The organism is Paraburkholderia hospita, assembly GCF_002902965.1.
In the GTDB taxonomy this organism is placed as follows: domain Bacteria; phylum Pseudomonadota; class Gammaproteobacteria; order Burkholderiales; family Burkholderiaceae; genus Paraburkholderia; species Paraburkholderia hospita.
In genome coordinates this window covers 2,894,862-2,908,929 of record NZ_CP026106.1, presented here as the reverse complement: position 1 = coordinate 2,908,929, position 14,068 = coordinate 2,894,862, and the positions used below count along the sequence as shown (strand labels likewise).

The following is a 14,068-nucleotide window of genomic DNA, read 5'->3' as shown; positions in this document are numbered from 1 at the left end:
TGATCTAGAATCACAAGGATGAACCGCAAGCTTCCCCCTTTTCCGGCGCTGCGCGCCTTCGAGGCCGCGGCCCGGCACAACAGCTTCACGGCAGCCGCCGATGAACTCCATGTGACGCACGGTGCAATCAGCCGGCAGGTGGCTGCGTTCGAGGCGTGGGTCGGTGTGCAGGTGTTTCATCGCAACGGCAAGCGCGTGCGGCTCACGGAAGATGGCCGGCGTTATCTGTCGAAGGTGCAGGACGCGTTCGACAGCATCGCTACCGCGACCGACCAGTTGCGCGACACGGGCGTCGTGCATGTGCTGCGCGTGAATGCGCTGCCCACGTTCGCGATGAAGTGGCTGTTGCCGCGTCTGTCGCAGTTTCAGCGGATGGCGCCGAACGTCGAGCTGAGGCTCGCGACATCGAACGAGCCTGTGGAGATGCTCGACAGTTTCGACGTCGCCGTGCGGCGCGGGCCCGCGCACTGGCCGAATTGCGCGAGCGGTCAGTTCCTCGACGAAAGCGAGATTCCCGTGTGCAGTCCGGCGCTGCTGCAACGCCTGCCCATCCACACCGCCGACGATCTCGCGCGCCATGTGCTGCTGCATTCGGATACGCGGCCGGACGCGTGGCATCACTGGTTGCAGGCAGCGGGCGTCAAGGCGAAGTGCCGCAAGAAACAGTCGTTCGACCATTTCTATCTGGCCTTGCAAGCGGCCGTCGATGGGCTGGGCGTCGCGCTCGGTCCAATGCCGCTGCTCGATGACGAACTCGCGTCAGGCCGGCTGGTCACGCCGCTGGAAGGACCGCGCATCGATGCGCGCGGTTACTGGTGGGTCGCGCGGCGCGAGGTGGCGAATGCGCCGCTCGTCGAGCAGTTCTGCCGTTGGCTCGAAGCGCAGGCGAAGGAAATGAAGCAAGACAACGCGCAAGACAAAGCACGAGGGAAGCCGCGCGTCGTGACGCGATAGCGCGCATCGCGGACGCGTCTTCTATACAGCACGCATCCGCGACGCAATCGCGTCAGAAGCTCACAGATAGAACATCCGGTCTTCGTCCGACTTCGGCTGTTGTTCGGGTTGTTCCTCGCGCTCTTCATAGAACGCGAGCACCGCTTCGAGCACCTGGTCGGGATCGTCGATCACCTGCATCAGGTTCATGTCGCCGGGATTGATGAGGCCCATCGGCACCAGTTGCGATTCGAACCAGCCCAGCAGTCCCTTCCAGAACTCCGCGCCGACAAGAATGATAGGCACGTGCCGCGACTTCTTGGTTTGAATCAGCGTGAGCACTTCGGCCAGTTCGTCGAGCGTGCCGAATCCACCCGGCATCACGATGACGGCATCCGAGTTCTTCACGAACGTGACCTTGCGCGTGAAGAAGTGACGGAAGCGCAGCGAGATGTCCTGCCACTGGTTGCCCGACTGCTCATGCGGCAACTCGATGTTCAGGCCGACCGACGGCGCCTTGCCCGCATGCGCGCCCTTGTTGGCCGCTTCCATGATGCCGGGGCCGCCGCCGGAGATCACGGCAAAGCCCGCGTCGGACAGTTTGCGCGCGATCTGCGTGGCCAGTTTGTAGTAAGGCGAGTTCGGTTTCAGACGCGCCGAACCATAGATGCTCACGGCCGGGCGGATCTCCGACAGGTACTCGGTCGCCTCGATAAACTCTGCCATAATCGTGAACATCTGCCACGATGCGCGGGCCTTCTTGGCTGTTGCGCGCTCTTGATCTGCGAGCGATCGCAGACTCGGAATCACTTTTCTCTTAGTCATAATGCCTGAAGAACAGAACCTGGAAGGTAAGACCCTGCTATTGGTTGACGGTTCGAGTTATCTGTACCGGGCCTACCATGCGATGCCTGATTTGCGCGGTCCCGATGGTGCGCCAACGGGAGCGCTCTACGGGATCATCAACATGCTCCGTCGTATGCGCAAGGAGGTTACGGCAGAGTATAGCGCGTGCGTGTTCGATGCCAAAGGCAAGACGTTTCGCGACGACTGGTATCCGCAATACAAGGCGAACCGTGCGTCGATGCCCGACGATCTCTCGAAGCAGATCGAACCGATTCACGTCGCTGTGCGTTCGCTCGGCTGGCCGCTCCTGATGATCGAAGGCGTCGAGGCCGACGACGTGATCGGCACGCTCGCGAAGCGGGCCGAGGCGCGCGGCATGAACGTGATCGTATCCACTGGGGACAAGGATCTGGCGCAGCTCGTGACGGATCATGTCACCCTCATCAATACGATGACGAACGAGAAGCTCGACCGCGAAGGCGTCGTGGGCAAGTTCGGCGTACCGCCCGAGCGCATCGTCGACTATCTGTCGCTGATCGGCGATACCGTCGACAACGTACCAGGCGTCGAAAAATGCGGCCCGAAAACCGCGATCAAATGGCTCACGCAATTTGAAACCCTCGATGGCATCGTCGCACACGCGGATGAAATCAAAGGTGCGGTAGGAGACAATCTGCGACGCGCGCTCGATTTCCTGCCGATGGCGCGCAAGCTCGTCACGGTGGATACGGATTGCGATCTGACGGAACAGATCAACTCGTTCGAAGAAACGCTTGCTACTCGCCCCGAATCGCGCGAAGAACTGCGCGACGTGTTCACACGCAGCGGCTTCAAGACGTGGCTGCGTGAAGTGGAAATTGCTGATGCCGTCGAAGGGCCCGAGACGGACGTGCCGCCCGCGCCGACTGTCGATGGCGAGCACGAGTACGACACCGTGCAGACGTGGGAGCAGTTCGACGCGTGGCTCGACAAGATCAACGCGGCTGACATTACTTCGTTCGATACCGAAACCACGTCGCTCGATCCGATGACGGCGCAGATCGTCGGCATCTCGATCTCGGTCGAAGCGGGCAAGGCCGCGTATATACCGCTTGCGCATCGCGGGCCGGATGCGCCCGTGCAATTGCCGCGCGACGAAGTGCTCGCGAAGCTCAAGCCCTGGCTCGAGAGCGCGGACAAAAAGAAGGTTGGCCAGCATCTGAAGTACGACGAGCAGGTGCTCGCGAACTACGGCATCGTGATGGACGGCATCGAGCACGACACGCTGCTGCAGTCGTACGTACTCGAATCGCATCGTCCGCATGACATGGACAACCTCGCGCTGCGTCACCTCGGACTGAAGACGATCAAGTACGAAGACGTCGCGGGCAGGGGCGCATCGCAGATCGGCTTCGACGAAGTCGCGCTCGACAAGGCCGCCGAATACGCCGCCGAAGACGCCGACATCACGTTGCGTTTGCATCAGACGCTGTATCCGCAGGTCGCCGCGGAAGCGCAGCTCGATCACGTGTACCGCGACATCGAAGTGCCGACCTCGCGCGTGCTGCGCAAGATGGAGCGCAACGGCGTCTTGATCGATGCCGAAAAGCTGCGCGTGCAAAGCAACGAGATCGCAACGCGTCTGGTCGAACTCGAAAAACAGGCGTACGAATTCGCAGGCGGCGAATTCAATCTCGGCTCGCCGAAACAGATCGGCCAGATCTTCTTCGAGAAGCTCGAATTGCCCGTCATCAAGAAAACGCCGAGCGGCGCGCCGTCTACTGACGAAGAGGTGCTGCAAAAACTCGCGGAAGACTATCCGCTGCCAAAGGTCCTGCTCGAACATCGCGGCCTGTCGAAGCTCAAGTCGACGTACACCGACAAGCTGCCGCGCATGGTCAACGCCGCCACGGGCCGCGTGCATACGAACTATGCACAAGCCGTTGCGGTGACGGGGCGCCTTGCATCGAACGATCCGAATCTGCAGAACATTCCCGTACGCACGGGCGAAGGCCGCCGGATTCGCGAGGCGTTCATCGCGCCGCCGGGACACAAGCTGGTGTCGGCGGACTATTCGCAGATCGAGCTGCGCATCATGGCGCATATCTCGGGCGACGAAGCGCTGCTGCGCGCGTTCAAGCAGGGCGAGGACATTCACCGCGCCACGGCATCCGAAGTGTTCAGCGTGACGCCGCTCGAAGTATCGAACGATCAGCGGCGTATCGCGAAGGTCATCAACTTCGGCCTGATCTACGGCATGAGCTCGTTCGGTCTCGCGTCGAATCTCGGCATCACGCGCGATGCGGCGAAGCTGTATATCGACCGCTATTTCGCGCGCTATCCTGGCGTCGCCGCGTATATGGAGAACACGCGGACGAGCGCCAAGATGAAGGGCTACGTCGAAACCGTGTTCGGCCGCCGGCTGTGGCTGCCCGAGATCAACGGCGGCAACGGCCCACGCCGTCAGGCGGCGGAGCGCGCCGCGATCAACGCGCCGATGCAAGGCACGGCCGCCGATCTGATCAAGATGTCGATGATCGCGGTGCAGAAGTGGATCGAGGAGTCGGGCATCGGCACGCGCATGATCATGCAGGTGCACGATGAACTGATTCTCGAAGTGCCGGACGACGAACTATCCGACGTACGTAAGCGCTTGCCGGAACTGATGTGCGGCGTCGCGCAACTGAAGGTGCCGCTCGTCGCCGACGTGGGCGCGGGCGCAAACTGGGAGGAAGCGCACTGAGCGCACATCGAGGCTTGGGAGGGCGCACTGACATGTCAGTCATGCTTTTCATGCCACACTGACACAACATTGTTGCTTCTTCAGGTCAATGGGATAACGTCGCTCGCATGTCACAGTTATGTTTTGACAGGCTTGTGACTTGTCCCATTGCTCGCCGACAATCGACACTACGCGATTACACAGCGGCCGCACGCGCGCCGCATCGACGCACGGCTTTATCGGTCAATACGGAGAGTTCTGATGCATCGTTTTGTCGTCGTAGGTGGAGGCGCGGGAGGCCTGGAGCTGGCGACACGGCTCGGCGATCGCTATGCGCGCAGAAAGCGCGGCGGTGAGCCGCGCGCGCAGGTGGCGCTGGTCGATCGTAATCCGACTCATATCTGGAAGCCGCTGCTGCACGAGGTGGCGGCGGGCAGCATGGACCCGTTCACGCAGGAACTCGAATATGCGGCGCAGGCGCGCTGGCATGGCTTCGAATTCCAGCAGGGCGAACTGGTGGCGCTCGACCGCACGGCGAAGTCCATCAGACTTGGCCGCGTGCTCGACGACGACGGCGCCGAACTGCTCCCCGAACGGGTTCTCGAATACGACACGCTGGTGATTGCGATCGGCAGTACGACGCATTTCTTCGGCGTCAAGGGCGCGCCTGAATATTCACTCGCGCTCGATACCGTTCACCAGGCCGAACGCTTCCGCAAGCGCCTGATCGCCGCCTGCATGCGCGCCGAGCATCAGGCGCACGAACCCGTCGAAACGAATCCCGGCACGACGTCGACGGAGCCGCGCATCCAGGTCGCGATTGTCGGCGGCGGCGCGACGGGCGTCGAATTGTCGGCGGAACTGCGCAATACGGCGCAGGTGCTGTCAGCCTATGGGCTGCACAAGCTCGATCCGCGCCACGATGTCGGCATCGTGCTGATCGAGGCCGGGCCGCGCATTCTGCCGGCGCTTCAGGAACGCGTATCGACGGCCACGTCCGAGCTGCTGCAAAAGCTCGGTGTGAAGCTGATGGTCGGCGAGACGGTGGCGGAAGTCGCGCCAGGCGTCGTGCGCACGGCAAGCGGCAAGACGGTGCGCGCCGATCTGACCGTGTGGGCGGCGGGCATCAAGGCGCCAGCCGTGCTGAGCCAGCTCGACGGCCTGCCCGTGAACCGGCTTGGCCAGCTCGAAGTGCGCCCCACGCTGCAGACCATGATCGATGACAACGTCTTCGCGCTCGGCGATTGTGCCGCGTGTGCGTGGCCTGGCAACGAACGCAACGTGCCGCCGCGCGCGCAGGCCGCGCACCAGCAGGCGAGCTTCCTGCTGCGGGCGCTTGGCAACCGGCTCGAAGGCCGGCCGCTGCCGGAGTTCACGTATCGCGACTTCGGCTCGCTGGTGTCGCTCGGGCACTTCAGCGCCGTGGGCAATCTGATGGGCGGCGTGATCGGCGGCAATATGCTGATCGAAGGGCTGTTTGCGCGCTTCATGTACATGTCGCTGTACCGGCTGCATATCGCCGCGCTGCACGGCTATGCGCGCATGGTGCTCGATACCTTCGCGCACTGGCTGCGGCGGACGACGCTGCCGCGCGTCAAGCTGCACTGAACCTTTATTGAACCTTCGCTGATCGATATCGATGCTTCTGCAACAGGATGCGCTTTGCGCGTATCCTGTTGGCTCCTTGCCGTCCACCCATTCCAAAAGAGGAGCACAGCATGTTGAAGCCAGAAGTCGACAGTCTCGTTCCCCATGTTCCCTTCGACCGGCGCACCTTCATCAAGGCGGCGCTCGGCACTGGTTTCGCAGCGTGCGTGCTGCCCGTGTCCGCGCAGACGATCCATACGGACAGCGAAGGCCTCGAGGCGGGCGAAGTCGGCATCAAGTCGGGCGATACGCTGGTGCCCGCTTATCGGGCGCAGCCGAAGGGCAAGACGCATCTGCCCGTGATCATCGTGGTTCACGAGGCGTTCGGCGTGCACGAACATATCGCCGATGTCTGCCGGCGCTTCGCCAAGCTTGGCTATCTTGCGATCGCGCCCAACCTCTTCGTGCGGCAGGGCGACCCGAACGCGTATCCGACGATCCAGCAATTGAACGAGCAGGTTCTCAGCAAGGTGCCCGATTCACAGGCGATGGCAGACCTCGACGCGACCTTCAAATGGGCGGGCGAGCATGGCGGCGACGTGAACAAGATCGGCATCAACGGTTTCTGCTGGGGCGGGCGCATCGCGTGGCTCTATGCGGAGCACAATCCGCGGTTGAAGGCGGGGGTGGCGTGGTATGGGCGGGTGGCCGGCAATCAGACGCCGATCACGCCTGCCAATCCGATCGACCGCGTGTCGGATCTGCAGGTGCCCGTGCTGGGGCTATATGGTCGGCAGGACCAGAGCATCCCGCAGGACTCGCTCGACAAGATGAAGCAGGCGATCGCGCAGGGGCCGCAGGCGGGGCGCGGCTCGGAGTTCGTCGTGTATGACGACGCGGGGCATGCGTTCTTTGCGGATTATCGGCCGAGTTACAAGCAAGCCGATGCCGAAGACGGCTGGCGCCGCACGCTTACGTGGTTCAAGGCGCACGGCGTCGGTTGAGTTTTGGCTCGCGTCTGCGCCGCCGGCGATCGTCGGCAGCGCAGACAAAAAGCGGTTACGGATTCGGTCCCGTCGCCACAGGCCGCGACGTATCCGAACTCCATTCGCTCCACGACCCGGCATACAGCGCCGCGCCATGCAGCCCGGCGATTTCCATGGCCAGCGCGTTGTGGCAAGCGGTGACACCCGAGCCGCATTGCAGCACCACATGCTCGGCGGACACGCCTGCGGGAATTACCGCGTTGAAGTCGTCGCGCAGCGTGTGCGCGGACTTGAAGCGGCCGTCCGCGGTCAGGTTGTCCTTGAAGAAGCGGTTGCGCGCGCCCGGAATGTGGCCGCCCACGCGATCCAGCGTTTCGTTCTCGCCGCGATAGCGGTCAGCGGCACGCGCGTCGATCACCACGCGTTCCTTCGTGCCGATGTTGCGTTCCACGGCCTGCGCATCGACGGTCACGGCCAGCGGCGCGCCCGCCTTGAAGTCGCCGCTCGTCTGGGGCGGCGCGTCCTGCGTCAGCGGGTGGCCGGCCGCTTCCCACGCCTGCAGCCCGCCGTCGAGCAGCGCGACGGAATCGTGACCCAGCCAGCGCAGCAGCCACCACAGACGCGCGGCGTACATGCCGCCTTGCGCGTCGTACGCGACCACTTGCTGGCCTTGCTTGAGGCCGAGTGCGCCCAGACGCTCGACCAGCTTCTGACGGTCCGGCAACGGATGACGTCCGTTGCTGCCCGTCTTCGGTCCGGACAGATCGCGGTCGAGGTGCAGATAGTGCGCTTGCGGCAGATGGGCCGCCGCGTAGGCTTTTTCGCCGGAGTCGGTATCGGCGAGATCGAAACGGCAATCGACGATGAACACGCTGCCCGGCGCGGCGGCCAGACGTTCGGCGAGATTGCCTGCGGAGATCAGCGTGGTGTAGTGAGTGTGTGGCATGACGGCTCCTGAGAGACTGACTTCGGCAGCGCCGAACGATATCTCTAGTCTAAACAAAAATGACGGGCCGAAGCCCGTCATTCCTTGTATGAAGCCGTAGATGCCGCTCGCGGCGGCTCGATCAGACCGTGCCGAGCTCGCGGCGCAGGAACTCGTGGAAGTGCTGCATGCCGTCTTCCATCGGGCTCTGATACGGACCGACCTGCGATTCGCCGCGATCCAGCAGCGCGCGGCGTCCGGCGTCCATGCGTTCGGCGATTTCGTCGTCTTCGCGCGCCGTTTCCATGTACGCGGCGCGCTCCGCTTCGACGAAGTCGCGCTCGAACAGCGCGATTTCCTCAGGGTAATAGAACTCGACGACGTTCGTCGTCTTCTGCGGTCCGCGCGGAATCAGCCATGACACGACGAGCACATGCGGATACCACTCGACCATGATGCCCGGGTAGTACACCATCCAGATCGCGCCGAACTCGGGCATCTTGCCGTCGCGGTAGCGCAGCACTTCATCGTGCCACTTACGATACGTCGGGCTGCCCGGACGTGCGAGCTGGTTGTGCACGCCGACCGTCTGCACGCTGTACCAGTCGCCGAACTCCCACTTCAGATCGTCGCAGTTGACGAAGCTGCCGAGGCCCGGGTGGAACGGCACGACGTGATAGTCCTCCAGATAGACCTCGATGAAGGTCTTCCAGTTGTAGTCGCACTCGTGCACTTCGACGTGATCGAACATGTAGTCCGTGAAGTCGAAGTGCTTCGCCGTGCCGAGACGTGACAGGTCTTTCGCGACGTCGCGGCCCTGCGTTTCGAACAGCAGGCCGTTCCAGCTTTGCAGCGGAGTGGCGCCGAGATTCAGGCAGGGGTTGTCGGCGAAATGCGGCGCGCCGAGCAACTGGCCGTTCAGGTCGTAGGTCCAGCGATGCAGGGGACAGACGATGTTCTCCGTCTGCCCGCGGCCGTTCAGCATGATCGCCTGACGGTGGCGGCACACGTTCGACAGCAGTTCGATCTGCGACTGCTGGTTGCGGACGAGCACGCGCCCCTCGCGTTCGCTAGGCAAGGCAAAATAGTTACCCGCTTCGGGAACCATGAGTTCGTGCCCGACGTAGCGAGGACCTTTCTTGAAAAGGGTTTCGAGTTCGCGCTCGTGGAGCGCCGGGTCAAAGTAAGCCGTGACTGGCAGCTGGCTGTGAATAGCCTTGAGCTGCAATGCATTGCTCAGATTGGACATTCCCACTCCCGATGAAGACGTGAAAGCAGTGAACAACCCAACCATCGAAGATTCGATTTAGGGAGCCCGCGATTATACCCGTTTCCCCCTCCTTGGGGCGCTTAAGTACCTGATTTGGGTTAAAAATGTCGGGGAAGCTCGCGATTTCGCCACGCAAACGTTGGATTTATTTCTATCGTCTAAAGTGTTGCGCAACGGCCGTGCCGATACCCATTGGTGGGCTCACAGGTCGAAAATCTCGCTTTTGCCGTAGAATGTCCGACTTGTTTTAATTTTGCGACGATTCATGGCGAAGACGGCTTCCACGGATACGGCTGGTTTGTCCCCCACCAGCACCGAAGGTTCCGACAATTCACCGCTGCCGGAGAGCTACGAGGCAGCGCTGGCGGAGCTGGAGGGGCTCGTTGGGCGCATGGAGGGCGGCAGCCTCAGTCTGGAAGAGTCGCTTGCGGCTTACCGGCGCGGCGCCGTGCTCGTGGCGTTCTGCCAGCAGCAACTCGAAAAGGTGGAGCAGCAGGTGCGCGTCCTCGATGGCGAAACGCTCAAGCCGCTTCCCGTGAACACAGCAGGTACAACCGCTGCCGACAGCGGAGACGATCTATGACCTTCGAACAATGGATGCGCTCGGTGCTGGACCGGGTAGAGGGCGCACTCGAGCAATATTTGCCGGCGGACTCGACCGAGCCCGCCCGGCTGCATGAAGCCATGCGCTACGCCGTGCTGGGCGGCGGCAAGCGGGTGCGCCCGCTGCTGTGCCACGCGGCGGGCGAGCTGACGGGCGCGAAGGCCGAGTGCCTCGACGCGGCATCGGCGGCGCTGGAGATGATCCACGTCTATTCGCTCGTGCACGATGACATGCCCTGCATGGACGACGACGAACTGCGCCGCGGCAAGCCCACGGTACACGTCAAATATGACGAAGCGACGGCACTGCTGGTCGGTGACGCGCTGCAGTCGCAAGCTTTCGTTGCGCTGACATCGGATGTGCTCGCACCCGCGCAGCAGGCCGCGCTGGTGCGCGAACTGGCGCTCGCGAGCGGCTCGATCGGCATGGCGGGCGGCCAGGCGATCGATCTGGCGAGCGTCGGTCACACGCTGACGCGCCCGCAGCTCGAAACGATGCACCGTCTGAAGACGGGCGCGTTGCTGCGCGCAGCCGTGCGGATGGGCGCATTGACAGGCCAGATCGAGAACGGCGGTCCCGACGCCAAGGCGCTGCAGTCACTGGACGCCTATTCGGCGGCTGTGGGTCTCGCGTTTCAGGTCGTCGACGATATTCTCGACGTCACGACCGATTCCGCGACGCTCGGCAAAACGGCTGGAAAGGACGCGAAGGACGGCAAGCCGACCTACGTGTCGATCATCGGGCTCGACGCTTCGCGCGCGCTGGCAGCGCAGCTGCGCAGCGACGCGCACCAGGCGCTTGCACCTTTTGGCGCCCGCGCGCAGCGGCTCGCCGAGTTGGCTGACCTCGTGGTGAACCGGGTCAGCTGATGTAGCTGTAACGCGAAAGCCCGCCGCCCGCACAAGACTTCTCGGGTGTGCGCGAACGAAGTGCGGGCGCGTAAGTTTTCCTACAATGGAACGACGATGTACGACTTGCTGAAAACCATTGACGACCCCGCGGACCTGCGCCGCCTTGATCGCCGCCAGTTGCAACCGCTTGCCGACGAGTTGCGTGCCTTCGTGCTCGACAGCGTGTCGCAGACGGGCGGCCACCTGTCGTCCAACCTCGGCACGGTCGAACTGACGATCGCGCTGCACTACGTGTTCGACACGCCGCGCGACCGCATCGTCTGGGACGTGGGTCATCAGACCTACCCCCACAAGATTCTGACGGGCCGCCGCGACCAGATGCACTCGCTGCGTCAGTTGGGCGGCATCTCGGGCTTTCCGAAGCGCGACGAGTCGCAGTACGACACGTTCGGCACCGCGCATTCGAGCACGTCGATCTCGGCGGCACTCGGCATGGCGATCGGCAGCAAGCTGCGCGGCGAAGACCGCTTTGCGATCGCAGTGATCGGCGACGGCGCGATGACGGCAGGCATGGCCTTCGAGGCGATGAACAATGCCGGCGTCGAAGACGACGTGCCGCTGCTCGTCATCCTCAACGACAACGACATGTCAATTTCGCCGCCCGTCGGCGCGCTGAATCGCCATCTCGCGCGCCTGATGTCGGGCCGCTTCTACGCGGCCGCGCGCGCCGGCGTCGAACGCGTGCTGCGCCACGCGCCGCCCGTGCTCGACCTCGCGCGCAAGCTCGAAGAGCACGCGAAGGGCATGATCGTTCCGGCTACGTTGTTCGAAGAGTTCGGCTTCAACTACATCGGCCCGATCGACGGTCACGATCTCGACTCGCTGATCCCGACGCTGCAGAACATCCGGGAACTGCGCGGTCCGCAATTCCTGCACGTCGTGACGAAGAAAGGCCAGGGCTACAAGCTGGCGGAAGCCGACCCGGTTCTGTATCACGGCCCCGGCAAGTTCAACCCGGCCGAAGGCATCAAGCCTTCGACGACGCCCGCCAAGAAGACCTACACGCAAGTGTTCGGCGAATGGCTGTGCGACGCGGCCGAGCTGGATTCGCGCGTGGTCGGCATTACGCCGGCGATGCGCGAAGGCTCGGGCATGGTCGAATTCGAGAAGCGTTTCCCGGATCGCTACTACGACGTCGGCATTGCCGAGCAGCATGCCGTGACGTTCGCGGGCGGCCTGGCGACGGAAGGGCTCAAGCCCGTCGTTGCGATCTACTCGACGTTCCTGCAACGCGGGTATGACCAGCTGATCCATGACGTCGCGTTGCAGAATCTGCCCGTTGTGTTCGCAATCGATCGCGCGGGCCTCGTCGGCGCGGACGGCGCGACGCACGCGGGCGCATACGATCTCGCGTTCCTGCGCTGCATCCCGAACATGACGGTGATGGCGGCGTCGGATGAGAACGAGTGTCGCCAGATGCTGTACACAGCGCTGCAGCAGCCGAACCCGACGGCCGTGCGCTATCCGCGCGGCGCGGGCACTGGCGTTGCGACGGTCAAGCAGATGGCCGCGCTTCCGCTCGGCAAGGGCGAAGTCCGCCGCCAATCGACGCAGCCGGCCGGCAAGCGCATCGCGATTCTCGCGTTCGGCACGATGGTTGCGCCTTCGCTCGCGGCAGCGGAGCAGCTGGACGCGACGGTCGCCAACATGCGCTTCGTGAAGCCTATCGACGCCGATCTGGTGCGCGAGCTGGCCGAGACGCACGACGCCATCGTCACCGTTGAAGAAGGCTGTGTGATGGGCGGCGCGGGTTCGGCGTGCGTGGAAGCCATGATGGAGAGTGGGGTTATCCGACCCGTACTACAATTGGGCCTTCCCGATCGCTTCATCGATCACGGAGATCCGGCGAAGCTGCTGGCGTCGTGTGGCCTGGATGCTGCGGGCATCGCGAAGTCCATCCGCGAGCGATTTGTGGAGCACGCGAGCGGCAAGTCGGTCAAACGCGTCGCTTAACATAGCGGGCCGCCGGAACAAAAAGGCGGCTCGTTGCATCTACTCCAATATGAATCGGCGGGTCGCGTACCCGCCGGGCTCCGCCGGCGCAAGCCGGCGGTTGTCATTTTGCGCGTCGATTCGCGCTGCCAGTTGAGGACAAGAACATGAACCAGATGAACCCCGCCTTCGTGATGCCTGACGTGCAGAGCACGGTTGACACCCGCCAGATTCCGATTCAGCGGGTCGGCGTGAAGGCGGTGCGTCATCCGTTGACGGTTCGCACGCCGGACGGCAGCGTGCAGCCGACTATCGGTACGTGGAATCTCGATGTTCATTTGCCCGCCGAGGTGAAGGGCACGCATATGTCGCGGTTCGTCGCGTTGCTTGAGGAGAACAAGACGCCGTTGGATTCTGCTGCGTTTCGCGCGATGCTTGCGGCGATGCTCGAGAAGCTTGAAGCGCCTGCGGGCCGTATCGAGGTGTCGTTTCCGTATTTCGTCAACAAGACGGCGCCTGTGTCGGGCGTGCAAAGTCTGCTGGACTACGAAGTGACGTTGACGGCCGATTCGCGCGATGGCGCCACGCGGTTGTTTCTTAAGGTTCTGGTGCCTGTCACCAGCCTGTGCCCGTGTTCGAAGAAGATCTCGCAGTATGGCGCGCATAATCAGCGCTCGCATGTGACGATTAACGCTGAGTTGATCGAGGACGTGCCCGTCGAGGATTTGATCCGTATCGCGGAAGAAGAGGCTTCGTGTGAGTTGTGGGGGTTGCTCAAGCGGCCTGATGAGAAGTTCGTTACCGAACGCGCTTACGAGAACCCGAAGTTCGTTGAAGACCTGGTGCGCGATGTCGCGCAGCGGTTGAATGCTGATAAGCGGATCGTTGCGTATGTGCTCGAAGCGGAGAACTTCGAGTCTATTCATAATCATTCGGCTTATGCTGTGATTGAGAAGAGGGCTTAAGGTTTTTTTTGTCTGCGACGGCTGTTGGGTTTGCTGGTGTTTTTGCTGGCATCCGCGTTTTGCCTTCGCGCTTCACGCGTTGCCCCTGTGCGGGGCGGCACCTACTTTTCTTTGCCGCCGCAAAGAAAAGTAGGCAAAAGAAAGCGGCTAACACCGCCAACATTTCTTCTTGCCTGAGGGCCCCCCAATGGTCCTATGCTTCACACGGCAACGTATCTGTCCGCCCGCGTTGCCAACGCTTTGTATGAGCGCCTCATCCGCTTCAAATACCCCTGCACGGGCAAGCGGCAGCGAATGGTATGTGCCGCCCAGGTGGCAAACTGTGTGTAGGTTGTCGCGTCGTATAGCTTGGCGCTCTTACAGGGCGGAACGCGTGCGCTATCAGTTCGAAGTGAGGCGTGTGAGTTG

General features: G+C 62.8%; 11 protein-coding genes. 8 read left to right on the top strand and 3 right to left on the bottom strand.

The features are described from left to right. Positions 1 to 18 precede the first annotated feature (18 nt). Complete coding sequence (locus C2L64_RS31640; protein WP_009771550.1) at positions 19 to 954, top strand: transcriptional regulator GcvA; 936 nt, start codon at positions 19 to 21, stop codon at positions 952 to 954. A gap of 60 nt (positions 955 to 1,014) precedes the next feature. Here C2L64_RS31640 and C2L64_RS31635 read toward each other — a convergent pair whose 3' ends face one another. Then, positions 1,015 to 1,758, bottom strand: a complete 744-nt coding sequence (locus C2L64_RS31635; protein WP_007733054.1) for an LOG family protein — start codon at positions 1,756 to 1,758, stop codon at positions 1,015 to 1,017. 1 nt (position 1,759) lies between these two features. On the opposite strand from C2L64_RS31635, the gene polA reads away from it, so the two are divergent. The 3 genes from polA (at position 1,760) to C2L64_RS31620 (ending at position 7,071) form a co-directional block, all read left to right on the top strand. Then, on the top strand, positions 1,760 to 4,501 hold the full coding sequence (gene polA / locus C2L64_RS31630; RefSeq protein ID WP_009771551.1) for a DNA polymerase I: 2,742 nt from the start codon (positions 1,760 to 1,762) through the stop codon (positions 4,499 to 4,501). Between the two features lie 240 nt (positions 4,502 to 4,741). Further along, entirely contained in the window at positions 4,742 to 6,088 is a 1,347-nt protein-coding gene (locus C2L64_RS31625; protein WP_009771552.1) for an NAD(P)/FAD-dependent oxidoreductase, read from the top strand. Positions 6,089 to 6,198: 110 nt separating this feature from the next. After that, positions 6,199 to 7,071: a dienelactone hydrolase family protein gene (locus C2L64_RS31620; RefSeq protein WP_009771553.1), complete on the top strand. Its 873-nt coding sequence runs from the start codon at positions 6,199 to 6,201 to the stop codon at positions 7,069 to 7,071. 55 nt (positions 7,072 to 7,126) lie between these two features. Here C2L64_RS31620 and C2L64_RS31615 read toward each other — a convergent pair whose 3' ends face one another. Continuing rightward, positions 7,127 to 7,999, bottom strand: coding sequence for a sulfurtransferase (locus C2L64_RS31615; protein WP_007733043.1), 873 nt, complete (start codon positions 7,997 to 7,999; stop codon positions 7,127 to 7,129). A gap of 121 nt (positions 8,000 to 8,120) precedes the next feature. Next, on the bottom strand, positions 8,121 to 9,227 hold the full coding sequence (locus tag C2L64_RS31610; protein WP_009771554.1) for an aromatic ring-hydroxylating oxygenase subunit alpha: 1,107 nt from the start codon (positions 9,225 to 9,227) through the stop codon (positions 8,121 to 8,123). A 286-nt stretch (positions 9,228 to 9,513) separates the two neighbouring features. Between C2L64_RS31610 and C2L64_RS31605 the strand changes: the two genes are divergently transcribed. From C2L64_RS31605 to folE2, 4 genes are all read left to right on the top strand, one after another. Beyond that, positions 9,514 to 9,831, top strand: coding sequence for an exodeoxyribonuclease VII small subunit (locus tag C2L64_RS31605; RefSeq protein WP_007733039.1), 318 nt, complete (start codon positions 9,514 to 9,516; stop codon positions 9,829 to 9,831). Beyond that, positions 9,828 to 10,721, top strand: a complete 894-nt coding sequence (locus tag C2L64_RS31600; protein WP_009771555.1) for a polyprenyl synthetase family protein — start codon at positions 9,828 to 9,830, stop codon at positions 10,719 to 10,721. The genes C2L64_RS31605 and C2L64_RS31600 overlap by 4 nt, the downstream gene beginning before the upstream one ends. Before the next feature lie 96 nt (positions 10,722 to 10,817). Next, a complete protein-coding gene (gene dxs, locus C2L64_RS31595; RefSeq protein ID WP_009771556.1) occupies positions 10,818 to 12,716 on the top strand; it encodes a 1-deoxy-D-xylulose-5-phosphate synthase in 1,899 nt (632 codons plus the stop codon). Between the two features lie 146 nt (positions 12,717 to 12,862). Then, positions 12,863 to 13,660, top strand: coding sequence for a GTP cyclohydrolase FolE2 (gene folE2, locus C2L64_RS31590; protein ID WP_009771557.1), 798 nt, complete (start codon positions 12,863 to 12,865; stop codon positions 13,658 to 13,660). The last annotated feature ends 408 nt before the right edge of the window (positions 13,661 to 14,068 follow it).

Coding starts and splice junctions, on each gene's coding strand:
- C2L64_RS31640 (WP_009771550.1), top strand. CDS start 19: ATGAACCGCAAGCTTCCCCCTTTTCCGGCGCTGCGCGCCTTCGAGGCC.
- polA (WP_009771551.1), top strand. CDS start 1,760: ATGCCTGAAGAACAGAACCTGGAAGGTAAGACCCTGCTATTGGTTGAC.
- C2L64_RS31600 (WP_009771555.1), top strand. CDS start 9,828: ATGACCTTCGAACAATGGATGCGCTCGGTGCTGGACCGGGTAGAGGGC.
- C2L64_RS31625 (WP_009771552.1), top strand. CDS start 4,742: ATGCATCGTTTTGTCGTCGTAGGTGGAGGCGCGGGAGGCCTGGAGCTG.
- C2L64_RS31615 (WP_007733043.1), bottom strand. CDS start 7,999: ATGCCACACACTCACTACACCACGCTGATCTCCGCAGGCAATCTCGCC.
- C2L64_RS31635 (WP_007733054.1), bottom strand. CDS start 1,758: ATGACTAAGAGAAAAGTGATTCCGAGTCTGCGATCGCTCGCAGATCAA.
- C2L64_RS31605 (WP_007733039.1), top strand. CDS start 9,514: ATGGCGAAGACGGCTTCCACGGATACGGCTGGTTTGTCCCCCACCAGC.
- dxs (WP_009771556.1), top strand. CDS start 10,818: ATGTACGACTTGCTGAAAACCATTGACGACCCCGCGGACCTGCGCCGC.
- C2L64_RS31620 (WP_009771553.1), top strand. CDS start 6,199: ATGTTGAAGCCAGAAGTCGACAGTCTCGTTCCCCATGTTCCCTTCGAC.
- C2L64_RS31610 (WP_009771554.1), bottom strand. CDS start 9,227: ATGTCCAATCTGAGCAATGCATTGCAGCTCAAGGCTATTCACAGCCAG.
- folE2 (WP_009771557.1), top strand. CDS start 12,863: ATGAACCAGATGAACCCCGCCTTCGTGATGCCTGACGTGCAGAGCACG.